General features: G+C 40.6%; 23 protein-coding genes. 5 read left to right on the forward strand and 18 right to left on the reverse strand.

The genetic code is table 11. From position 1 onward, the window contains the following. Nucleotides 1–28 precede the first annotated feature (28 nt). The 17 genes from M4D81_RS10470 to M4D81_RS10550 all read right to left on the reverse strand — a co-directional run bounded on the left by M4D81_RS10470 (nucleotide 29) and on the right by M4D81_RS10550 (nucleotide 12226). On the reverse strand, nucleotides 29–553 hold the full coding sequence (locus tag M4D81_RS10470; RefSeq protein ID WP_071221865.1) for a GNAT family N-acetyltransferase: 525 nt from the start codon (nucleotides 551–553) through the stop codon (nucleotides 29–31). Nucleotides 554–649: 96 nt separating this feature from the next. Next, nucleotides 650–1297, reverse strand: a complete 648-nt coding sequence (locus M4D81_RS10475; protein WP_260066113.1) for a FusB/FusC family EF-G-binding protein — start codon at nucleotides 1295–1297, stop codon at nucleotides 650–652. Nucleotides 1298–1574: 277 nt separating this feature from the next. Continuing rightward, nucleotides 1575–2033: a GyrI-like domain-containing protein gene (locus tag M4D81_RS10480; protein WP_071221867.1), complete on the reverse strand. Its 459-nt coding sequence runs from the start codon at nucleotides 2031–2033 to the stop codon at nucleotides 1575–1577. A 25-nt stretch (nucleotides 2034–2058) separates the two neighbouring features. Beyond that, nucleotides 2059–2466 carry an NUDIX hydrolase gene (locus M4D81_RS10485; RefSeq protein WP_071221868.1) on the reverse strand — a complete coding sequence of 136 codons (408 nt, stop codon included), beginning with the start codon at nucleotides 2464–2466 and terminating at the stop codon, nucleotides 2059–2061. Between the two features lie 43 nt (nucleotides 2467–2509). Next, nucleotides 2510–2980 (reverse strand): GNAT family N-acetyltransferase, encoded by a 471-nt coding sequence (locus M4D81_RS10490; RefSeq protein ID WP_260066116.1) that lies wholly within the window; start codon nucleotides 2978–2980, stop codon nucleotides 2510–2512. 241 nt (nucleotides 2981–3221) lie between these two features. Further along, the gene (locus M4D81_RS10495; protein WP_260066117.1) at nucleotides 3222–3710 is read right to left on the reverse strand and encodes a GNAT family N-acetyltransferase; all 489 of its coding nucleotides are present in this window, start codon (nucleotides 3708–3710) and stop codon (nucleotides 3222–3224) included. 51 nt (nucleotides 3711–3761) lie between these two features. Continuing rightward, nucleotides 3762–4307 (reverse strand): GrpB family protein, encoded by a 546-nt coding sequence (locus M4D81_RS10500; protein WP_260066118.1) that lies wholly within the window; start codon nucleotides 4305–4307, stop codon nucleotides 3762–3764. Nucleotides 4308–4406: 99 nt separating this feature from the next. Then, entirely contained in the window at nucleotides 4407–4895 is a 489-nt protein-coding gene (locus M4D81_RS10505; RefSeq protein WP_260066120.1) for an NUDIX hydrolase, read from the reverse strand. A gap of 153 nt (nucleotides 4896–5048) precedes the next feature. Continuing rightward, nucleotides 5049–5759 (reverse strand): alpha/beta fold hydrolase, encoded by a 711-nt coding sequence (locus M4D81_RS10510; protein ID WP_260066121.1) that lies wholly within the window; start codon nucleotides 5757–5759, stop codon nucleotides 5049–5051. A gap of 69 nt (nucleotides 5760–5828) precedes the next feature. Beyond that, nucleotides 5829–6644 carry a GNAT family N-acetyltransferase gene (locus M4D81_RS10515; RefSeq protein WP_260066123.1) on the reverse strand — a complete coding sequence of 272 codons (816 nt, stop codon included), beginning with the start codon at nucleotides 6642–6644 and terminating at the stop codon, nucleotides 5829–5831. 89 nt (nucleotides 6645–6733) lie between these two features. Further along, nucleotides 6734–7138, reverse strand: a complete 405-nt coding sequence (locus M4D81_RS10520) for a GNAT family N-acetyltransferase (RefSeq protein WP_260066125.1) — start codon at nucleotides 7136–7138, stop codon at nucleotides 6734–6736. A 61-nt stretch (nucleotides 7139–7199) separates the two neighbouring features. After that, nucleotides 7200–8093 (reverse strand): carbon-nitrogen hydrolase family protein, encoded by an 894-nt coding sequence (locus M4D81_RS10525; protein ID WP_260066126.1) that lies wholly within the window; start codon nucleotides 8091–8093, stop codon nucleotides 7200–7202. Nucleotides 8094–8274: 181 nt separating this feature from the next. After that, the gene (locus M4D81_RS10530; protein ID WP_397376670.1) at nucleotides 8275–8880 is read right to left on the reverse strand and encodes a hypothetical protein; all 606 of its coding nucleotides are present in this window, start codon (nucleotides 8878–8880) and stop codon (nucleotides 8275–8277) included. A gap of 269 nt (nucleotides 8881–9149) precedes the next feature. After that, nucleotides 9150–10319: an alanyl-tRNA editing protein gene (locus M4D81_RS10535; protein WP_260066127.1), complete on the reverse strand. Its 1170-nt coding sequence runs from the start codon at nucleotides 10317–10319 to the stop codon at nucleotides 9150–9152. A 284-nt stretch (nucleotides 10320–10603) separates the two neighbouring features. Next, entirely contained in the window at nucleotides 10604–11074 is a 471-nt protein-coding gene (locus M4D81_RS10540) for a hypothetical protein (RefSeq protein WP_071221706.1), read from the reverse strand. A gap of 53 nt (nucleotides 11075–11127) precedes the next feature. Beyond that, complete coding sequence (locus M4D81_RS10545) at nucleotides 11128–11631, reverse strand: DUF4275 family protein (RefSeq protein WP_260066128.1); 504 nt, start codon at nucleotides 11629–11631, stop codon at nucleotides 11128–11130. Next, nucleotides 11624–12226 carry an HAD family hydrolase gene (locus M4D81_RS10550; protein WP_260066129.1) on the reverse strand — a complete coding sequence of 201 codons (603 nt, stop codon included), beginning with the start codon at nucleotides 12224–12226 and terminating at the stop codon, nucleotides 11624–11626. Before M4D81_RS10550 ends, M4D81_RS10545 begins: the two co-directional genes overlap by 8 nt. An 879-nt stretch (nucleotides 12227–13105) precedes the next feature. On the opposite strand from M4D81_RS10550, the gene M4D81_RS10555 reads away from it, so the two are divergent. The 5 genes from M4D81_RS10555 (at nucleotide 13106) to M4D81_RS10580 (ending at nucleotide 18612) form a co-directional block, all read left to right on the forward strand. Next, the gene (locus M4D81_RS10555) at nucleotides 13106–13924 is read left to right on the forward strand and encodes a hypothetical protein (protein ID WP_260066130.1); all 819 of its coding nucleotides are present in this window, start codon (nucleotides 13106–13108) and stop codon (nucleotides 13922–13924) included. 1196 nt (nucleotides 13925–15120) lie between these two features. Further along, nucleotides 15121–16284 carry an ABC transporter ATP-binding protein gene (locus M4D81_RS10565; protein ID WP_260066131.1) on the forward strand — a complete coding sequence of 388 codons (1164 nt, stop codon included), beginning with the start codon at nucleotides 15121–15123 and terminating at the stop codon, nucleotides 16282–16284. A gap of 1 nt (nucleotide 16285) precedes the next feature. Next, nucleotides 16286–16951 carry an ABC transporter permease gene (locus M4D81_RS10570; protein WP_260066133.1) on the forward strand — a complete coding sequence of 222 codons (666 nt, stop codon included), beginning with the start codon at nucleotides 16286–16288 and terminating at the stop codon, nucleotides 16949–16951. Further along, entirely contained in the window at nucleotides 16948–17901 is a 954-nt protein-coding gene (locus M4D81_RS10575) for a glycine betaine ABC transporter substrate-binding protein (RefSeq protein WP_260066135.1), read from the forward strand. Before M4D81_RS10570 ends, M4D81_RS10575 begins: the two co-directional genes overlap by 4 nt. 12 nt (nucleotides 17902–17913) lie before the next feature. Then, entirely contained in the window at nucleotides 17914–18612 is a 699-nt protein-coding gene (locus tag M4D81_RS10580; protein ID WP_071221713.1) for an ABC transporter permease, read from the forward strand. 63 nt (nucleotides 18613–18675) lie between these two features. Here the strand turns inward: M4D81_RS10580 and M4D81_RS10585 are convergent, their stop codons facing one another. Next, on the reverse strand, nucleotides 18676–19293 hold the full coding sequence (locus M4D81_RS10585; RefSeq protein ID WP_260066136.1) for an alpha/beta hydrolase: 618 nt from the start codon (nucleotides 19291–19293) through the stop codon (nucleotides 18676–18678). Nucleotides 19294–19319 lie beyond the last annotated feature (26 nt).

Raw genomic sequence — 19319 nt, forward strand, 5'->3', positions numbered from 1 at the left:
CCTGTTTGCTTATAGACGGATAGCTGCGTCAATTATTCTTAATCCAATATCTTTTAATTACGTTCCCATCTTCCTCTATGTAGTCTGTATCCGGCCTCCCGCCGTTCTTAATAATGGTTCTTTCCGATCCCAAGTTACCGGCATCACATACAACTAATACATCGTTTATCCCGAGTTTCTTGGCCTCAATCAAGGACAATTCCAATAGTTTAGTCGCATAGCCTTTCCATCTTTCTAACGGGCGGATGCCATAGCCAATATGTCCGCCAGCATTATATAAATATTCGGTTAATTGATGTCTAATATTAGCTGCACCTAATACCCTATGTTGTTTATCGACCAACCAAAAGGTTGAATCTGAGACCCAGCCTTCCTTTATACCAATGCCCTTTTCTTGATTAGAGAGTTCCTTCAACATTCCCTGAAAATCACTTGGATCCTTACTGATAACCCAAGGAACCATATTCTCACCCGATTCTATCCATTCTTGATAAAATGATAGATATTCTTCTTCAAGCTCTAGCTGAGGCTTAACTAATCTTACATCGTTCATAGGTTTCAACGTCCTTTCATGACCTTTATGTCTTTCAAACGGAAACATAGTAAAAATAGGCTGCCCTTAAAGGCAGCCTATTTCTAGTTCCTGTGTTTACTTGCTGGCGGAGAGAATGAACTTCTCAAGTGCCCCTGTATCGGTAAGGCTGTGATTACATGCTTGGCTATCCAAACATACGTATTGGCCAATGAACGAAAGATTATCCGGTGAAGCAACCGCCGGCTTGGTCTTGACCGAGAACAAGGCAAGCTCTTGATGCCGGTTGCAGAACAGACAGTACCCTTTCTTGTTGGTCGGCGTAATTCTTCCCTCGATCCCGATGAATCTTCCTTCGAACGGATATACGATATATAACTTGTTTGTGGCAATATCCACCCAGCCCAAATACGTTACATATCGAAAGTCGATCGATTGCAGATCCGGAACTTTCAGTTTCTTATTTTTAGGAAATAGCTTCTGAATCTGTTTCAGCGTAATCGTCGGATAAGGCTCCAGATAGGGTTCTAACGCGATAAGATATCTCTGGAAATCCTCGGCCTTCTCGATGGTCGACATTTCTTCAAGCATCCGCTTCTGATCCTCTGTTAGAGACGGAAATGCTTCCAAAGTGCTCGTTACGGCACGATACCTGACCGTTTCCAGGACTTTTCTATCCGCGATCGTTCGCAATGTTTTCAGAAGGAAATCCGATTGTTTTTTAATCACGTTAAACTGGTGGTTTCTAATAAATGGTGTACTCATAGCTTTCAGCCCCTTATTTTTATTAAAAATGAAGGTGCAAAGCCTGTTATTAGAAACGATAAAGTTAAGGTTGGGCGATCGAATTCATCTATCGCACCCCACGCAAAGTATCGCCCCAGATCAGGCTTTGCATGAGGACTTCCTAGCTAATGAGCAATTCAGCATTGCCATCGGTATAACCCCCAATCACATTTCATACGCAAAATTATAACAGCAAGTGCCAGTTGGCGCAATTTATTCCGTTGGAACAGAACACCGTCTATATCAAACTTAAAATCTATTGAATGGTGTCATACAAGTCTGCTTCAATATGATTTACTTCCCCATGTCCCCATACATCCGAAATCTCCAGATGCCAGGATCTCGGCGATCGTTCATGGTTATTTTCTAGTATCCAGCGATGGAGCTTTTCATATGTATTTCTAATTTCATCATTTGGCCCCTGATGTCGTTGGACTGCGTATTTTTGTTGTGGAATGACTAAAGAGACCATCCCTTCAGGAACTTGTTTCATGTCATGTACCTCAACACAAACCCAATAACCATCTTCCTCTCCCGATACATCCTCAGCGATGAATGCACCAACAAGTCTAACCGGTTTTACAACGTCACGAATCTCTTGCAATCTTTTTTTAAGTTCAACCGAAGCCTTGGGGATCTCTTTGACATACTGGTCACCGGGACATACTACTCTTATTCCGACTAATTTCATTTCATGAAGTTCGACTACCTTCACAGAGCTCACTCTCTTTCGTTGAATACTAGAACTCAATGTATACCGGCTCATCAGCTGGTCTTAAGCAAACTTCGATTCTCTCCCTAAAATTCATATAGGTCACCATATTCAATGCTTCATCCAATGGGAAGAATCCTGATTCAAGGCTTTCTGTTGTAGCTACGGGTGTGCCCCCAATGTATTTAGCAAGAAATAATGTATTACAAATACTCGCCTTCACATTTTGGAAAATCCCGCAAAACCTTATAATCTCAATATCCACTCCAGCCTCTTCTTTGGTTTCCCTGATTGCTGCTTGTGCCAAAGACTCTCCAATTTCAACGACTCCGCCCGGCATTTCCCAGCCCCTTTGCGGCCCCCGGATAAGTAATATTTCATTATTATCATTCAGTACAACTGCAGCAGCAGAGACAATATGTTTAGGTAGATTCATCTTACTTCTCCTTTATATATAAATTCCCTCCGTATTAACTGCTTTACTCACATAACATATTTTCCATTGGCTCTTTGCAGTGCTGATATCCATTTTTCTTGTAAAAATCAACCCCTTCATCACTAGGCCATACGATAATAAATTCATATTTATTTTCTTTTGCCCATTCGTTGATCTTTGATATTAATTTACTTCCTATCCCTTTACCTCGATAATCAGGTTTTGTATATACATTCGTCATATATGCAAATGGATGTGTGATTCTCCCTGGTCTCGGTACCTTGTGAATAAGTTCTATGTATATGTTGGACACGATCATGCAGTTTTCTTCAGCAACCCAAATACTCCAAATATCACTTTGAATAGCCTTCCACAAAAAATCATAACACTCCTCGTAGAAGTCAATATAAGCTTCGTTTTTTAATGTTCCATCTAGATCGTCTTCCAGCGTAAAATCCCATCTCATCCGAATAAGTTGATCTATATCTTCTTTTGTCGCAATTCTAATGATCATGGAATCACCTCCGAATTCATTAACATCACTTCATCTTTCAAACATGATAAGTAAAATATATTTTTTTAACATGATCCGTAGAGCTAATGATTTGCTGAAATCTGATCGGGCTTGAGAAATAAACAACTACACATCTCAAGATGATTGATATTAGGATTACAAGATGACGCAGGCGTAACTTTTTCAATAAAAATCCTCCATTTAATGCGATCCTGCATCATACCTCCACCCGCTGGGGTTACTACTTTGTACTGAACTCTTGTATGTACTTCTTTGAATCTTCCCTGTATCTCTCTGTGTAATTATTCTTGGAATATTCACTGATTACGTTTCTCCAAAAAGATATGGCAGTTGTATTACTCTCCATTTGAGCTACTTTCCAATTTGCATTGAATAACCCAAATGCCTGTTTAGCTGCGGTGCGACCGATCCCGTTTCTTCTATATTTTTCCAAAATCATAAAATCATAAATTACATGCGTTGGGTCTGGATCTGTGTCTAGATTCTCAAACAGCACAACCAAGAACCCTAGAAATGCTCCTGACGATACTATGAAATACGGGTTCCATCTAGGGTCACCTTCCCAATAGAAATCAATGTTCACCCCGTATCTTCCATCATCATTTAAGTTCTGATTAGTGTATTGACTAAAATCATAATGATAAAATTGATACATGTTCGATAATGTTTCTTTCTCTTGAACTGAAACAGGAATAAGTTCGATTTCCATAACGTCTCCTTTTGTATCACCCTACTCCTTTTTGAAGTTTCATTGATTCGCCTACAGATCCGGTTTATCTGGTTTCCAACCTATTTCTTGTGACCAAACATGTGCCTTTTGTATTAACTCCCATACAATCGGGCCTTTGCCTTCAACATATTTATGTCTTTCATGATGGTACAATCCCATTAACCGGTGCTTCTCTGCCGAATATCTTAAGCAATCCTCTTTATGTTCTCTCAAATAATCTCTAAATAATAATGTCAATTGTTCTGAGTAACTCCCCGTTTGTCTTACATGAATATGTGTTCTCCGATGTCCCTGAATTTCACGAAAATACCTTTTAGTCTTATCAGGATTTTCTTTGCGAAATACAAATTCTAAAGATTCTAATTTGTTCTTATATTGGTTCACATCTTCAAAATTACTTACTGAGATTTGAATATCTATAATTGGTTTGGCATCAAGTCCAACAATGGATGTAGATCCAACATGGTCAATTCGATCTGCTAAATCCCCTAAAGCTTCTCGTATGTTCCCTCCTACCTCCAAGAACAAGTTTCGCCACTTTGGATCATACTCAACTATTCGCCATTGATCATCCATGTAGTTGTCTCCTTTGGTTTTAACTCTTTTAGTAGCGTTTTCGTGGTACTCAGTATTCACCCTCCCTCAATGGTTCTACTGCATACTTTGAGGGATCCGTTAATAATCATTGTTCATGTTTCCTTCCAACCTATGTAACAACATATAATTAGGGTTTGCTTCCCAAGCTTCAAAAGGCACAAAACATGCTGCATTCATCGCATCTAATAATCTAGATCTTTGCTGCGGTCTCGTTATGTATTCCTTGATATTAGAATGATCAATTTTTATGTATCTAGCTTCGAGTATCTCGTCTTCTTGTATTTTAATTTCTCCACTTATGTATTGAGCTCTAAAACATATAGACAAAACTTGTTTTGTTGTATTCATATAAACACCGGTTATACCAATTGGCTTAATAACGATACCCGTCTCCTCAAGAAACTCTCTGCAAATCGCTTTATCAAGAGGTTCCCCTAATTCAACATTTCCACCTGGCATTTCCCATGTATCTGAACGCCAATGTGTTCTAAGCAACAATACCTCACCACAATCATTAGTCACTAAAGCTGAAACCGAAATACATTGTTTAGGTGCCTGGTAATCCAAACCAATCACTTCCTCTATATTACTTTAAATACGAAACTGGCCGTGACGCAGTGTTCGAAGTATCCAGCTGACCAGATCCTTCGAAACGTCTCCGATAGACCGAGCAGCCTAATGACAGCGATGAGTGTGAATATAAGGGAGTTCTTCCCCCGATTATTCTGCAAATTCTTTTATGATTTCATATAGCTTTGATTTTTCTGTGCTTCGAAAGTCATGTCCGCTGTTCTTTAATTCAGCTATATGCAGATTAGTAAATTGTTCTTTATATTCTTCCAATTCCTCACTAGATATCAAAGAGCCTTCCAATAACCCTCTCATAACAAGTACGGGCTTTTCTGAACTAAACTTTATGGACCTTTGTACCGATTCACGTTGAATTCCCCTAACCGCTTCCGGGCGGATATGAGACAAACGATTGAAGGGTATTAAATAATTTTCAATATAATCTTTAGGCCAATCCACGGGCATCGCTTTGTGCTCAGACGGATAGTCCAAGATCATCAATTTGCCAATCTGTTCAGGATGTAATCTGGTATATTCCAAAGCGTAAGACACACCTCTTGAGAAGGCGTATAAGTGAAAATGGTTTATCCCGGTGCTTATCACTACAGATTCGATATCTACAACATGGTCTTTCAAATCATAACCAGTCGGCGGGGTGTCACTTTGTCCTCTCCCTCGAAAAGATAATACAATACATCTTCTGGGTATTAGGTATTCAAGTAAATCTTGATACTCCTCTGCTGTTTCGGAGAGACCAGGACATATCAGAAGTGGAGTTAACGAAAAGTCTGAATCAGGATGAGAATCAAGGTAGTGAATGCTTACACCATTATTGATTGAGGTTTGAGAAATGAGCTTCATTCAATGGCTCCTTCATTTCGATTTAGAATATTTCGTCTCCCTCATCTACTGGACCTTATACCAGTGCCCCTAGGGTAAACCATACCATGATATTTGGTAGTCAAAATCAGGGGTCATTCCTACTTTCTCTGCAAGTCGAATAGACCCTGTATTCTCCGGAGTACAGTCCCAGTATGGACGAATTCCTTTTTGAAGACATTCCTGTACAAATGCCTGAGCTACTGCAGCGCCATAATTTCTTCTTTTATGCTCTTCAAGCGTTTCGATATCAATTGCATGCGTTTTATCTACAACAAATGCTGAAAAACATAAACTCACCACGTTGTGATTATCCTCAACAAAGTATCCGAATCCTTGCTCTAAGAAAGAGTCTATAGAATCCCAAAATCGTAATATCTTCTTTTCTAAAAACGAATGGTTTTCCAATCGTTTTGACTTCAATACCTCACGATTTATCGGTTGAATATTTACAACGCTATCTTGAAATTCAATGTGTTGTGGCTTCCCTCTTAATGTGAACACATGTTGAGTATCACTCGAAATGCGGCGCTCCTGAAAAATGTTTTGTATCGTTTTATCCCAAGGATCAGGATCCAGACCAATCTCGACCCAATTTATATCTTGCTCCTGAAGTTTAGGTTCTATATGATTTCTCATGTATTCTGCTAGTTCTGTTATAAATGTTGTACTCTGAGCATCTCCAACAATCTGAAAACCCTTTTGTCCTTCAATCCAAATTAATGCTGCTGTGGGTTCTGTTGGATGATCTACATAGACCCCGCCCGGGTTATTCCCGCTAACCACAGCCCTAACCTCGATATTCTTACACTTATCCGTAATGTGTCTTATCTTATAAAACTCTGATTTATTAAGTTCTGTTATCATTGTTATATCACCGATTCTATGATTTATTGATTATATTGAGCGTATAGTTTCTTGTATTACGAACCCGAGAGGATTTTTGATCCATAACGTCAATTCTTCTTTCTTCTTATTACAAAAGCTTTATCTGCCCTTTCGAATCCAATCCTCTCATAAAATCCTACGGCTTTCGGTGCTGAAGTTAGTACAAATTGAATTTCGTCTTCTCCTAATTTGTCCCTCAATATTCTGATTAGTTCCTTGCCAATTCCTAATCCTTGATATTCCGTATCCACCGCAATATCTGAAATATAGCAGCAATATGAATAATCTGTGATGGCCCTTAAAAATCCCACCAGTTTACTTCCTTCTCTTACCGTTATAATCTCATCCGCATGATCTATCATCCTCTGAATTCGTTCTGAATCGCCTACCGGTCTCCTGATCCCTGATCGAATAAATACTTCTTCAACCTCGCTGACAATACAGTTATCATTGATTCTATATTCCAGATCCACAGTTAAACCCTCATTTATTTTATTTTCCAGTCACTAATATGTTTTGGTCTGATGATTCCGTTTATTCCCGTATAAAAGGCTCTTCTACTTTTTCAGATAGTAAATCTTTATAAGCTTTCACTTTCCTAAACGTATTGCCCATCATTTCTGTATTACGATATTTACGAATTTCATCCAGATCAAATTCAGCAATAAATATACCCTCTGACATATGATCTGCCAGCATAATGGTGTTATCGACCGATTTCCCATCAGAATCCCACATAATCGGGCTATAAGCACAAGAACATCCCGCATGTTCACCAGGAGGGTTCGCCATCGCGATACCAACCATATTTTCATATGCTCTTGTAGACAGTGCCTGTAATCTAGGCTTCATGATCCCGCAATCATTGGGAACCAGAATGATTTCTGCCCCTTTTAACATCAATACTCTTGCGCTTTCTGGGTATTCTCTGTCGTAACAAATCATGACCCCAATCTTCACACCGTCGAAATCACATACTTTAAATTCAGTACCAGGCTCCAGCATACGTTCAGTATCAAAATCGCATGTATGGACTTTGCTGTACTTTAATAAAATTTCACCGTTCCGATCAATTACAAATGCTGAATTTTGAGGACGCTTTACCCCTTTTGTAAAACCCGTAATGACAATACCAATAGATAATTCTTCCGCAATTGCTTGAAAAGATTTTAAGGCTGTATTATTTTCGTCTATTGCCGCCTCATACCAAGCTTTGAAATCAGGATGATTCTCTATCTCTTCTGCCGGAAGCCTAGTTTCAACAATGTCGGGAAAAGCATATGCAGTTATCCAACACTCAGGAAATAATACAATATCTGCTCCAAGGTCTTTGGCTTTTCTTACGTATCTTAAACCAATTTCCGTATTTAGTTTTTGATCAGGTTCACTGCAATTATATTGTACGGTTGCGACTGTAAAGGTTTTCATTATTCTGCACCTCACAATAACTCTTTAGATTCTTAACTAAATAAATTAATAGATCAACATCAACGATTAGTCTCTTTATGGTTATGATGTCCTTCATGTTTGATCTCCTTCTTTAGACTCTATTGGCGAAACGCAGCGTGATTTCCTTAGAAATACCTACATCATCATTTAATACTTCAAATTATCCAACTCTGAAGACGATTTCAGTACCTGTCTCATTATTTTTAAAGGGTTTGCTAAATTCCTTGAACACGAATTCCATTCCTGAAATATCATCAGGTAAAGGCGGAGATATTACATAGTTATAGGATGCATGACCTGAAGACCCCCCGCCATTGGTCATTCGACAATCATATTGTTGTCCAACATACAGTTCAAAATGGCTAAGGTTGTATGAACTTGAAGTTTGCTCAGTTGTCATGTCCCAATCCATGCTGAATGTTACTACACTTGCATTAGCGTATTGTCTTATTGAGTTTAGTGTGTAAAAGAATGCTCCTTTTACAACTGATTTTAAAACCGGAATATGTTTTCTGAACCCTGTTGGATCAACCATGGGTTTATAATGTTCTTCGCTCATAAACGTTCCAAAAATAGCTTTTAGATAATCCTCGTAAAGTTCAAACGTTGTCGCCCACTGTGAAATATACTCAAATGGCGGAAAACCTGGATTGTTGCCTGAAAGTTCCTTCCGCTGTTTCAACAATGCACAGATTTGCTCATCAACATGAATCAAATGTTCATCATAATGCTCGGTTGGACGTTCAAATGGCATACGTTTCATCATTTTTCTCCTTGTTCGATATAAATGTTAGAAATCCAATGCAGAAATACTATGTTAGCTGATGTCTTTGCTCCAGATACCTTGAACTGGAACTCATAATTGCACTTTCCCCTTACCGGTCTGTGTATTAATGAAACGCCCCAGCTTAGATATACTTATCTTAGGCTGAGGCGTGATGTCGAGCTTGTGTGTTTTTCGCTCTTTGGTTTAAAAAACATGCTGCTAAACCCGCATGAATGCTTTCAAGTTATAGACTATTACACCTCTTCAAGCTAACTTAATGACTGCGCCGCAAAATGGTAAAACGCCATGGCATCCTCCCCGGTGGCAAAACCAGCCTGTGCCAGCTTGTCGCTGCCTCCGCCTTTGCCGCGGTAATCAGCCAGATACTGCTTAAAGAACGCACCGCAGGCGAGACCGCTCTTCCCTCCCTGAGCGAGGACAACCTTATGGTCTGCGTTGGACACGAAGAGCACGATAACGTCAGCTTCTTCGGTGAGCTTTGCCGCCAGGTTCTGCATATCCTTCAGCGGCTTATCCGCAAAAACGTGTTGGATCAGGCTGCCCTGACGGTCTGCCAATAGCTTTCCTGCCAGGTAAACATCATTCTCAGCCTTCACGGCGTTCAATTCAGCCTGGAGCAACTTCTGTTCATGATCCCATTTTGCAATCCGGTCCAGAATCTCTTCCTTAGAGGTATTGAACCTGGTAGATAGGCTGCTTAAAATCTCGATTCCCGCATTGAATTCATTCAATGCACGATAGCCGCATTTAAAATAGATACGCAAATGCCCTTTCTGTTTCTCGGCTCTGAGCAGTTTGATCATTCCGATCTCACCTGTTGCGGAGACATGCGTACCCCCACAAGCGTTATATTCGATACCTTCAATTTCTACGATCCGGATATCATCGGTTACCTTTGGCTGCTTCACCAGCGGCAAGGCAGCAGCCTGCTCCCGGCTCACAAAATAATTCGTTACTTTTCGATTAAGGTAAACCTGATCGTTAACTTCCAGTTCCAGCATCATCAGTTGGGCCTGAGACAGGTCAGATCGGGCGATATCAATCGTAGCGTAATCCTGACCCAGGTGGAAACTGAGTGTTTCCGCCTGACATACCTCCAGACACATGGCAGACAGGAGATGCTGGCCGCTATGATGCTGCATATGGTCGAATCTTCTATCCCAATCCAAACGGCAGCTAACCTCTTCCTTCTCAGGCAAATGCTCGACTTTATGCAGGATTTCGCCTTCCTCCTGAACGACATCAAGAACAGGAATTTTATCGATCCACCCCAGGTCACAAGGCTGCCCTCCACCGTGCGGATAAAAGGCCGTCTCCTCCATGATCAGGTAGGTTCCGTCCTCCCGTTCCAGCTTCCGCGTGATTCGTGTCTCCCACTCCCGGATATAAGCGGATTCGTAATACAACTTCTTTGTCATCTTCATTTCCTCTCAGTTCCCTAAAATTCACTTAGTATCATGCTCACTATCTTAATAATAGAATAACAAAAAAGACATATAGAAGATGATGGGGCCTCCACCAGATTCAATTTCTTTCATTACTTTTTACCGATTCCTTGATTCTGATCGTTTGGATCAATAAAAATCCGTCCTAGATTATGTACTCGATTGATTTTCTATAAATATCATAGCGCCCCCAATGGAATCATATCTTAGTGGGACACAGATTTCATTATTATTAAAATGCTTCGATTCATCATCAGTCACTCCCCATTAGAACCAACCATAGTACGATGCCCTCCAATCATACTGAAATGATTTTTTTCGGTTACTTCATTAAAGAAACCTTTAATCTCGATATGGGGATCTTCTAAGTCAATATTATGATTTCCTTCATACATTTCCTTCGGAGCAAATACGGTAAGAAGTAATTCTTCTCCCGGGCCAATATTGAGCTTATTATTTCTAGTTTCTATCTTAAAATCATTCCCTTTAACACCGTTTTCAAGTTTTATGGGAAAACTTAAATATACATTATTTTGTACTATAATATGACTAGATTTGTTATGCAGCTTTAGTGTGAACATGGTTCCATTTGATTCTTCTTTTTGTTCCTGTAGTTCTATACTTATTTTGCCAATGTCGTCAGAAGTAACTTCATGGTTATTACTGCAACCTACACTAAGTAGTAAGCATAAGATGACGGAAATCATGATAAATGATTTTCTATTCACTCCCTGAATCCCTCCCAAATCTATATTCGCACGGTTCATGCATCACGACGAAATTATTTCACTTTATAAAAATAGGGCCCACACATGTCTTCATGTGTATTTACATACGTCCAAGTAAAGTTTTTATCAAATACATAGATATCTTGTTGAGAATCAAAATCCTCTGAGACTAATGCATTTGCTTTATTGTATAGAAGTACACGGGAAGAGTTTTGGTACATAACATATAATTCATCTTTAATTTCAGTATTAAAAGCATTTCTTGCTTCATGTTGTTTCAGACAATCCTGTATTTCATAACTAAAAATATGCCACTTATATTGATTGTAATAAATGCTTTCTTTTATATCGTTACTAATGTTTAATGTAAATGTCTTGTCCCAATTATTAATAATTTCAGTTGCTCCATCAAATAGATCTGAGATGATTACGCCTTTTTCAATTAATTTTTCTTTATATAAATATTCCTTTTGAATAAATTGAATAGACCAATATATTTTTTGCAATTCTTCTTCCGGTAAGCTATCTAGAATTAATTGAATCTCTTTTCTAATCAAGTGTTCTCCTCCTCATTCCTATCATGGGTTCAACTTGTTCTATCCATTTATGCTCTTTATCTGCTAACAGGGTTTTCCATCCAAGTTCGATAACCGGTTTCAGGTTCTTTTCTTGATCATCAATATAAACAACCGTTTGGCCTGCTTCAAATTGTTTGCCGACATGTTGATATATTTGTATGTCAGGTTTTCTTAAACCCACTTGATTTGAAATCGTTATGCTCTTTGTATAAGGTTCTACTTTTTCTAAAATCGATTCCAACCATTCCTTACAATGGTTACTTAAGATATGGATATCTGCAATTTCACTCCACTCCTCCAAATAATTTAATCCAGGAAGAGGTTCCAGTGATTGAATTAATAACGCTCTGGCTTGCTCTTTGTTAATTTGCTTCATTCGCAGACTCATCCATTCCCAAAAATCATCTTCTTTGATCTTTCCAGTCCATAGATCTTTTCGAATCTCATCAAATTGTTCTCGGATGTCTTGAAACGAGATTTCGGTACCCTTAGATAATTGGAGCCAAAACGTAGATGAGAAGTTACTGACTAATACACCAGCTAAATCTAATACCAGTTGTGGCTTTGCAGTCATCGAATCGTCTCCTTTCTTTGTTTCATAAGACCATTTATAAGATCGCTATACTAACGCCTCGATTTAACCTATCCGTTACTTTCCTTTTCGTTCTCTCGCTCAGTATTCGTTTTGACCTCAACTTCCTGGCCCAATAGGCCAAGTTCACTCTCCGCTTCAAGATATTCCATATTCTCTTGATCGTTCCAGCATTTCAGTCATGTTACCACCTGCGCAACTGCATGCATTAATTTCATGATTTGTGACATTTAGTGTTGCAATGATAATGAACATTAAGCACTACCCATATTTTTTCATTTTGACTCCTTGGTTGGAAGCTATAATTTATACCGGACTGCATGAAGCATAGATGCTTCGTTATACGAACTCCTCGTCTTCTATGAATTCAGCTTCAATCTAAATAAGTGTTGCATAGTCTTTATATATATTGTCGCATTTCACATAACGTTCTTGTATTCACGAACATTTTAAAGTTTTTCATTTGCCTCATTTAATTCTTGATTTAGCCTTTTTTATCTTCTATTCTTCTTAAGCTTTCTTTTTTGTATTTTGTATGTAATATCAATCTATTCACAAATCGAAATAATCCTACAAAAATTATAAAACTAAAAACTAATTTACGGTTCATTGTCCCTTGAATCGATTGTTAATACTACTATTTTTAGGTGTCTCATCTAATCTTAAGGTAATCCCTTCCATGATTATACATCTGACTACCAAGCGGCGGTAGTCAATCGTTTGAGTTTCGCTCAAATCCCCTTGGAGTTCAATAATAGGTCATAACTTTTTTTGGTAAAATCCTTGTTAATATTCATATGGTAACAACCGATAATAACGTCAAGGAAATATTCACCATTTTGTTATAAGGGACGTGTTTAAATGCCTCAAATTTCAAGCTTATCAAGCAGACCACAGTCCACACAGCCAGTAAAATCTAGAACAAATATTATGTCTCCCATTGACCGGGAGATTGAGCAGCTAATCAATCAAAAAGGAATTATTCATGAAAAAATCGCGAGTATTAAATCAGATGAAAAGCTGGAATCTAAACAAAAAGATGAAAGAATTAAACTTTTAACAATGGATTTGCAATTACTTGAATCTCAAATCATGCAGAAGAGAATGGAGAAGACTGAGGAGAATAAAAATGACAACAGTGCTTCTTCTAAAAAGGAGAATTTGAGTAAAAGAATCGAAATAGATGCAGGTAAGCAAGATGTATCAGGCATATCGATGGAAAAGTTTTTACAAGCTAGCAATCTACATGACCAATTGACCAAAATGGCAAGCGTGCGTAGATCACTGAAAGTGGAAACCGACACTCTTAGGCATGAAGTAAGAAAGGGAAGAGAACTTCTTGGAGGTGAGAACGAACCTGGCGACCCAGGCAAATCGGAAATGAGAAAGAATCTGGAATTGACAGTGAATAAATCGAAAACTGAAGAAGCACTAAACATTGAGAAGAAAATTACTGAATTGGATCGTAAAATAAGTGAAAAGATCGAAGCCACTAAAGAGAGTATTCAGAACGACGAAAACAAAGTCATCACGGGTGAGGTTGATAATCAAGAGGATGTGTCCTTATCTGATCAACCTGAAAGCGTTAGGGATACGATAAAGCAGAATCAGGATACTGACAAGAATATGAATACTAACCGTCAAGCACAACAGAATATTAGTATTGACATTCGCGTTTAGAAGAGACATCTGCTCAAAAAATACATATATTTATCCTGACAAAAGAACCCGTTGGGTCAAGGATTGACCATGAATAGCACCGTGTGAACAGTGATTGACTGTTTGTAACGGTGCTTTCCATCTATCGCTGAACTTCTTGCCACTTCATGTTTTATCCCTCTCCAGAGAATCCCATCCATGATTATACATCTGACTATTTTTCTACTCATGTGTTGCTGCCATTTTAAAAATCTCATTAACAGCTTGATGGTACCCACCCGATTGTCGAAAAGATCCCTCCATAATTATAGCAGCCTTCTTAAAAGTTGAGCGGTTTAACACATGATCTGCAGCTTCACGCAGTTGATTTGCAGTCAAGCTCTTCCCCACGCTAAATAAGCTCTTGCACAACGCCAATCGTTGGATTGATATGTCCCTCTCCCACCCATGTTCGAATCAAACATGGAATCAAATTTATCATAGTACAATACTCAAAAATCTCAAAACTTGGGTCGCCATATTTACCGGTTGAGCAAGTCTTTACAGAGCTTGTTTTGCTCTCGCGGACGACTTGAGCGATTCTGGACCCGAGGTACCACATATTCAATATCGTTCGATATACATGTTTCAATCCGATGCTAACTGGGTAATAGAATTAAACATATTATTGCATGAGCAGTTATACGGTCCTACTCAAAAGGGAATCGTTGCTTGCTTACGTATTTTGCATATATCCATTTGGGCCGAGGGAAGCAGTGACACAATGACATTGCTGCTTGATTCGCGCAGGTATAACAGGGATTCATGTATGAGAACGCATATTTTCCCGATACGAACAGGGGCATACAGGCTTGGAATACTTCTTCGGATGGATGTAACAAGGGATTGCATAGTTTGGAAAGCTACACTGCATATAAAGGTGGAATTTTGGGTATGTAAGTCAATGCCATAACGAAGATTTTTAACTTAAATTGTTAGTACCCTCAGGGCTTCCCTCTTAGATCTTTCTCCACCCCTTAATCATGCGCTTAATCCTATTCCATTTTGATTTTTTTATTGCTAACTTGCTTAGCTATTTTCCATTTCTACATAACAAGGCTGAAGCCTTCTCATATCTTTGGCACCGCGCTTTTCCCTCAACAGTTTTTTGGGTCCCCGATGGATGATATGCCAAATGCTCCGCATAATATGGATACTGCTTGCAAAGGGGCGATTGAATGATAGTACTGGAGCATGTGAACAAGGTTTACGATAATGGCTTTCACGCGCTGAAAGACATTAATCTGGAATTCAAAAAAGGAGAAATTACCGTCCTCATCGGACCGAGCGGCTGCGGCAAATCGACTACCATGAAGCTGATCAACGCACTCAATACGCCATCCTCGGGCAAAGTTCTGATTGACGGTAAGGATATCTCGAGATTGAATCCGGTTGAACTTCGACGCAATATCGGCTATGTCATTCAAAGCGTTGGTTTATTTCCGCATATGAATATCTCCAAGAACGCGGGCGTGGTTCCGCGTCTGAAGAAGTGGGATAAAGACAAAACAGATCATAAAGTAAATGAATTGTTGGACATGGTCGGACTGGACCACACCATTTATGGGACACGCTATCCATCCGAGCTTAGCGGCGGACAACAGCAGCGTGTAGGCGTAGTGCGCGCGCTGGCAGCTGAACCCGATATTATCCTGATGGACGAGCCGTTCTCCGCACTGGATCCCATCAGCCGCGAGCAGCTTCAGGATGAGCTGATCCGTCTTCAGCAGGAGCTCAATAAAACCATTATTTTTGTGACCCATGATATGGATGAAGCTATTAAAATCGCGGATACCATCGTTTTGATGAAAGATGGCGAAGTAATTCAAACAGGTAGACCGGACACCATTTTACGGCATCCCGCAAACGAATTTGTACGTGACTTTATCGGTTCGAAACGTCTGCAAAATGAAAATGAAAGCGCCTATGAAATTCCGCTTGTGGATGAAGTGATGATTACGAATCCGGTCACGGCATTCCCGAGCCGGGGATTGGCTGAAGCCATCAAGATGATGGAAATGAAGCGGGTCGATTCGCTGCTGATCGTGGACCGTAACCGTCAGCTTCAAGGCGCAGTTTCGATCTACCGGGTGCTCGACCAATACGGCGAAGAAGGCAAAACCGTGGCAGACGTTATGCATCCTGTCCGTTTTTCCGTGGCTTCGGGAAGCACGCTTCCACAGGCTATTGAGATTATGGACAGTCATCAGCTCAGCAACCTCCCTGTCGTAGACAGCAATAACCGTTTCCTCGGATTAATCACAAGAGGCAGTGTGGTTAAACATTTGGCCGAAGTCTATCCAACGATGGTTCCTCCGGTGCTGAACGGAGAGGGTGAGTGATATGAATGCATTCTGGAGTTTCATCACGGATCGTTACCCGGATATTCTGAAGGCATTGCAAGAGCACCTGGTCCTCTCATTCTCTGCCGTGCTGCTCGGGACTGTGATTGCCGTACCGATCGGAATCCTGTTGGTCTACAACCGGGTCGGCTGGTTGAACAGCATCGTCTTTTTCGTTGCGAATCTGTTTCAGACGGTTCCCAGCCTGGCGCTCCTGGCGATTCTGATTCCGCTGCTCGGGATCGGCATGAAGCCGGCCATACTCGCATTGTTTCTCTATTCCCTGATGCCTATTCTGCGGAATACCTATGACGGTTTTCACTCCGTGGATAAAGGCGTGCTCAATTCGGCCAGGGGGATGGGTTACAGCACCGCCCAAACGATTTTGCGGATTCAGCTTCCCCTATCGCTTCCTTACATCATGTCCGGTGTCCGCATTACGACCGTGTATACCATCAGCTGGGCAACGCTGGCTTCCCTGATTGGTGCTGGCGGTTTAGGCCAACTTATTGTATCTGGACTTGGTGTCAACAAGCCCGAGATGATCTTCATCGGTGGCATTGGTGCTATTCTCTTGGCACTTGTAGCTGACGGATTGCTTGGACTGCTTGAGGGCTGGCTAAGCAAACACTACCATCAGACTCAGACCCGGGACGCTGCGATATGAGTCACATCAGCCGTATACAGCGAGCCGGACGGAACAAGGAAGGCGTGATGAATCTGAAAAAACTTAAATGGGCTCCGTTGTTCATCTGCTTGATAGCTTTTGCCGCTTTTACCTCCGCATGCGGAATTCAAAGCGAGATAACAATAGGGACGCAAACCTATACCGAAACCAAGATTATTGCCGAAATGTATAAAGCGCTCATTGAAGACCAAACCGATCTGAAGGTGGATATTATCCCGGATCTGGCATCAAGCTCATTGGTCATCAATGCGATGAAACGAAACGACGTTCAGATGGCGACACTGTATACCGGTGAGATTTTCAACAACCATTTCCCGATCAGCGGCACCAAAGACCGCGATAAAGTCTTGAAGGAAGCACAGGATGGATTCCAGGAACACTTCGGGTTCACCTGGATGAACCCTTTGGGTTTTGAGAACACCTACGCGTTCACGGTAAGAAAGGATCTTGCCGAAGCCAACGGGTACACCAAAATCTCCGATGTCAAAAAAGACATGGACACCATGAAGCTTGGGGTAGATACGACATGGCTCGAGAGAAGCACGGATGGATATCCGGCATTCTCCAAAGCGTATGACATCAAATTCGGTCAGGTCTTCCCTATGGAAATTAGCCTAGTATACAGTGCGGTAGCCAATGAGCAGGTGGATATCGTATTGGCCTACTCAACGGATTCCCGGCTGAAAGCCTACCAATTGCAGACTCTTCAGGATGACCAGCAATTCTTCCCTCCATATGATGCAAGTCCGGTATTGCGTTCGGACCTTTTGAAGAAGCATCCTGAAATTCAGGATACGATAGCGCCTTTAATCGGTCATCTGGATGCAGATACGATGATATCGCTTAATTATCAGGTGGACATTGAGAAGAAAAGCGAGCGGGAGGTCGCAATCGCGTATTTGAAAGAGCAGGGCCTCTTGAAAAGCTAAAGGAGGGTAAGCATGGAAAGTGAACATTTAACATTTGCCGACTTTTTGTCGTATATATCACGAAATCAGGGGTTGCTCTGGGAGTATTTCATCCAGCATATTACGATGGTCGTTATCGGTCTGGGCCTGGCATTCATCGTTGGAGTGCCGCTTGGCATCCTCTGCTCTAAGAGCAAATGGGCAGCCAAAATCATTTTGTTTATCACCAATATCCTGCAGGTGGTACCGAGCTTGGCCATGCTCGTGGTGCTCATGTTATGGATGGGACTCGGGACGACAACGGTCATGGTGGGACTCTTCCTGTATTCCCTGAATCCAATCGCACGGAATACGTATGTTGGGTTAAAACAGGTGGATCCAAGCTATCTTGAATCCGGAAAAGGAATCGGAATGAGCCCCTTCCAAATGCTCGTGAAAGTGCGTTTCCCGCTTGCGCTGACGTATATCATGTCAGGCCTGCGTATTGCGGCCGTCATCGCCATTGGTGTGGTAACGATTGCTCCCCTCGTCGGAGGAGGCGGGCTGGGACGGGAAATTTATGCCGGACTGAACAGCAATAATTCCCTCCGTATCTTTGCAGGTGCCATTCCTGCGGCCGTGCTGGCAATCGTTGCGGATCTTGTGCTTGGCATGCTCCAGCGTAAGATGGATCTAGCCAAACGAAAGTCAGGTGCGGCTCCATCGCCTGCGAAAATGCAAAATATCAACTGAGCTTGCAAAACGTACATTTTAAAGGGCATCCCAAAAGATCCAAGATCTTACGGGATGCCCTGATTACTTATTTAGAAATTCCATATATATCCTTACAAGCTTACTTAATATCTCAATACTCTCCTCAACATTGTTGGTCTCTAAACCATGATTTGCATTAGGAATTTCAATGACCTCTCTGTCATTATCTATGTTAATTTGGTTTGCATGTTCCTTATTAAATATTTCATCCTTTGTTCCATAAACCACAAGTCCATTGAATTTATTGATATAATGAATGGTGTCTTTAATTGGTGTCAAAAATAAATGTTTGATTGGAATTTCGAGTTTCCCATGAACTTCTCCAGCAACGATTGTTCCTATGCTCTTACTAATAAAAACAACTTGTTTATACTTGCTAATGATTCGTTGAACCGATTCGTGGCTATCTTCTATTACTCTTTGCAGTTCATTAACATCCAAATCCGTTCTCGCAGCTTGATATCCATATTCCAATATCATTAAGTCAAAACCACTTTGAAGTGCGGAGGTTCCAGCAAAATGTAGAATTGGTTTATCACAAGGATAGTTTTTCCCGGGAAACAGAACAACCAACTTGCTGTTTTCCTCATAAAGTTGAATATATTTTTGCTTCATTTCAGTTTTCCAATACGAGGGGACATTTAAAATCTCAAATTTCATCGTTTCCCATCCTTTCCGGTTTTAAA

It is taken from the genome of Paenibacillus sp. p3-SID867, assembly GCF_025142895.1.
Lineage (GTDB): Bacteria > Bacillota > Bacilli > Paenibacillales > Paenibacillaceae > Paenibacillus_AQ.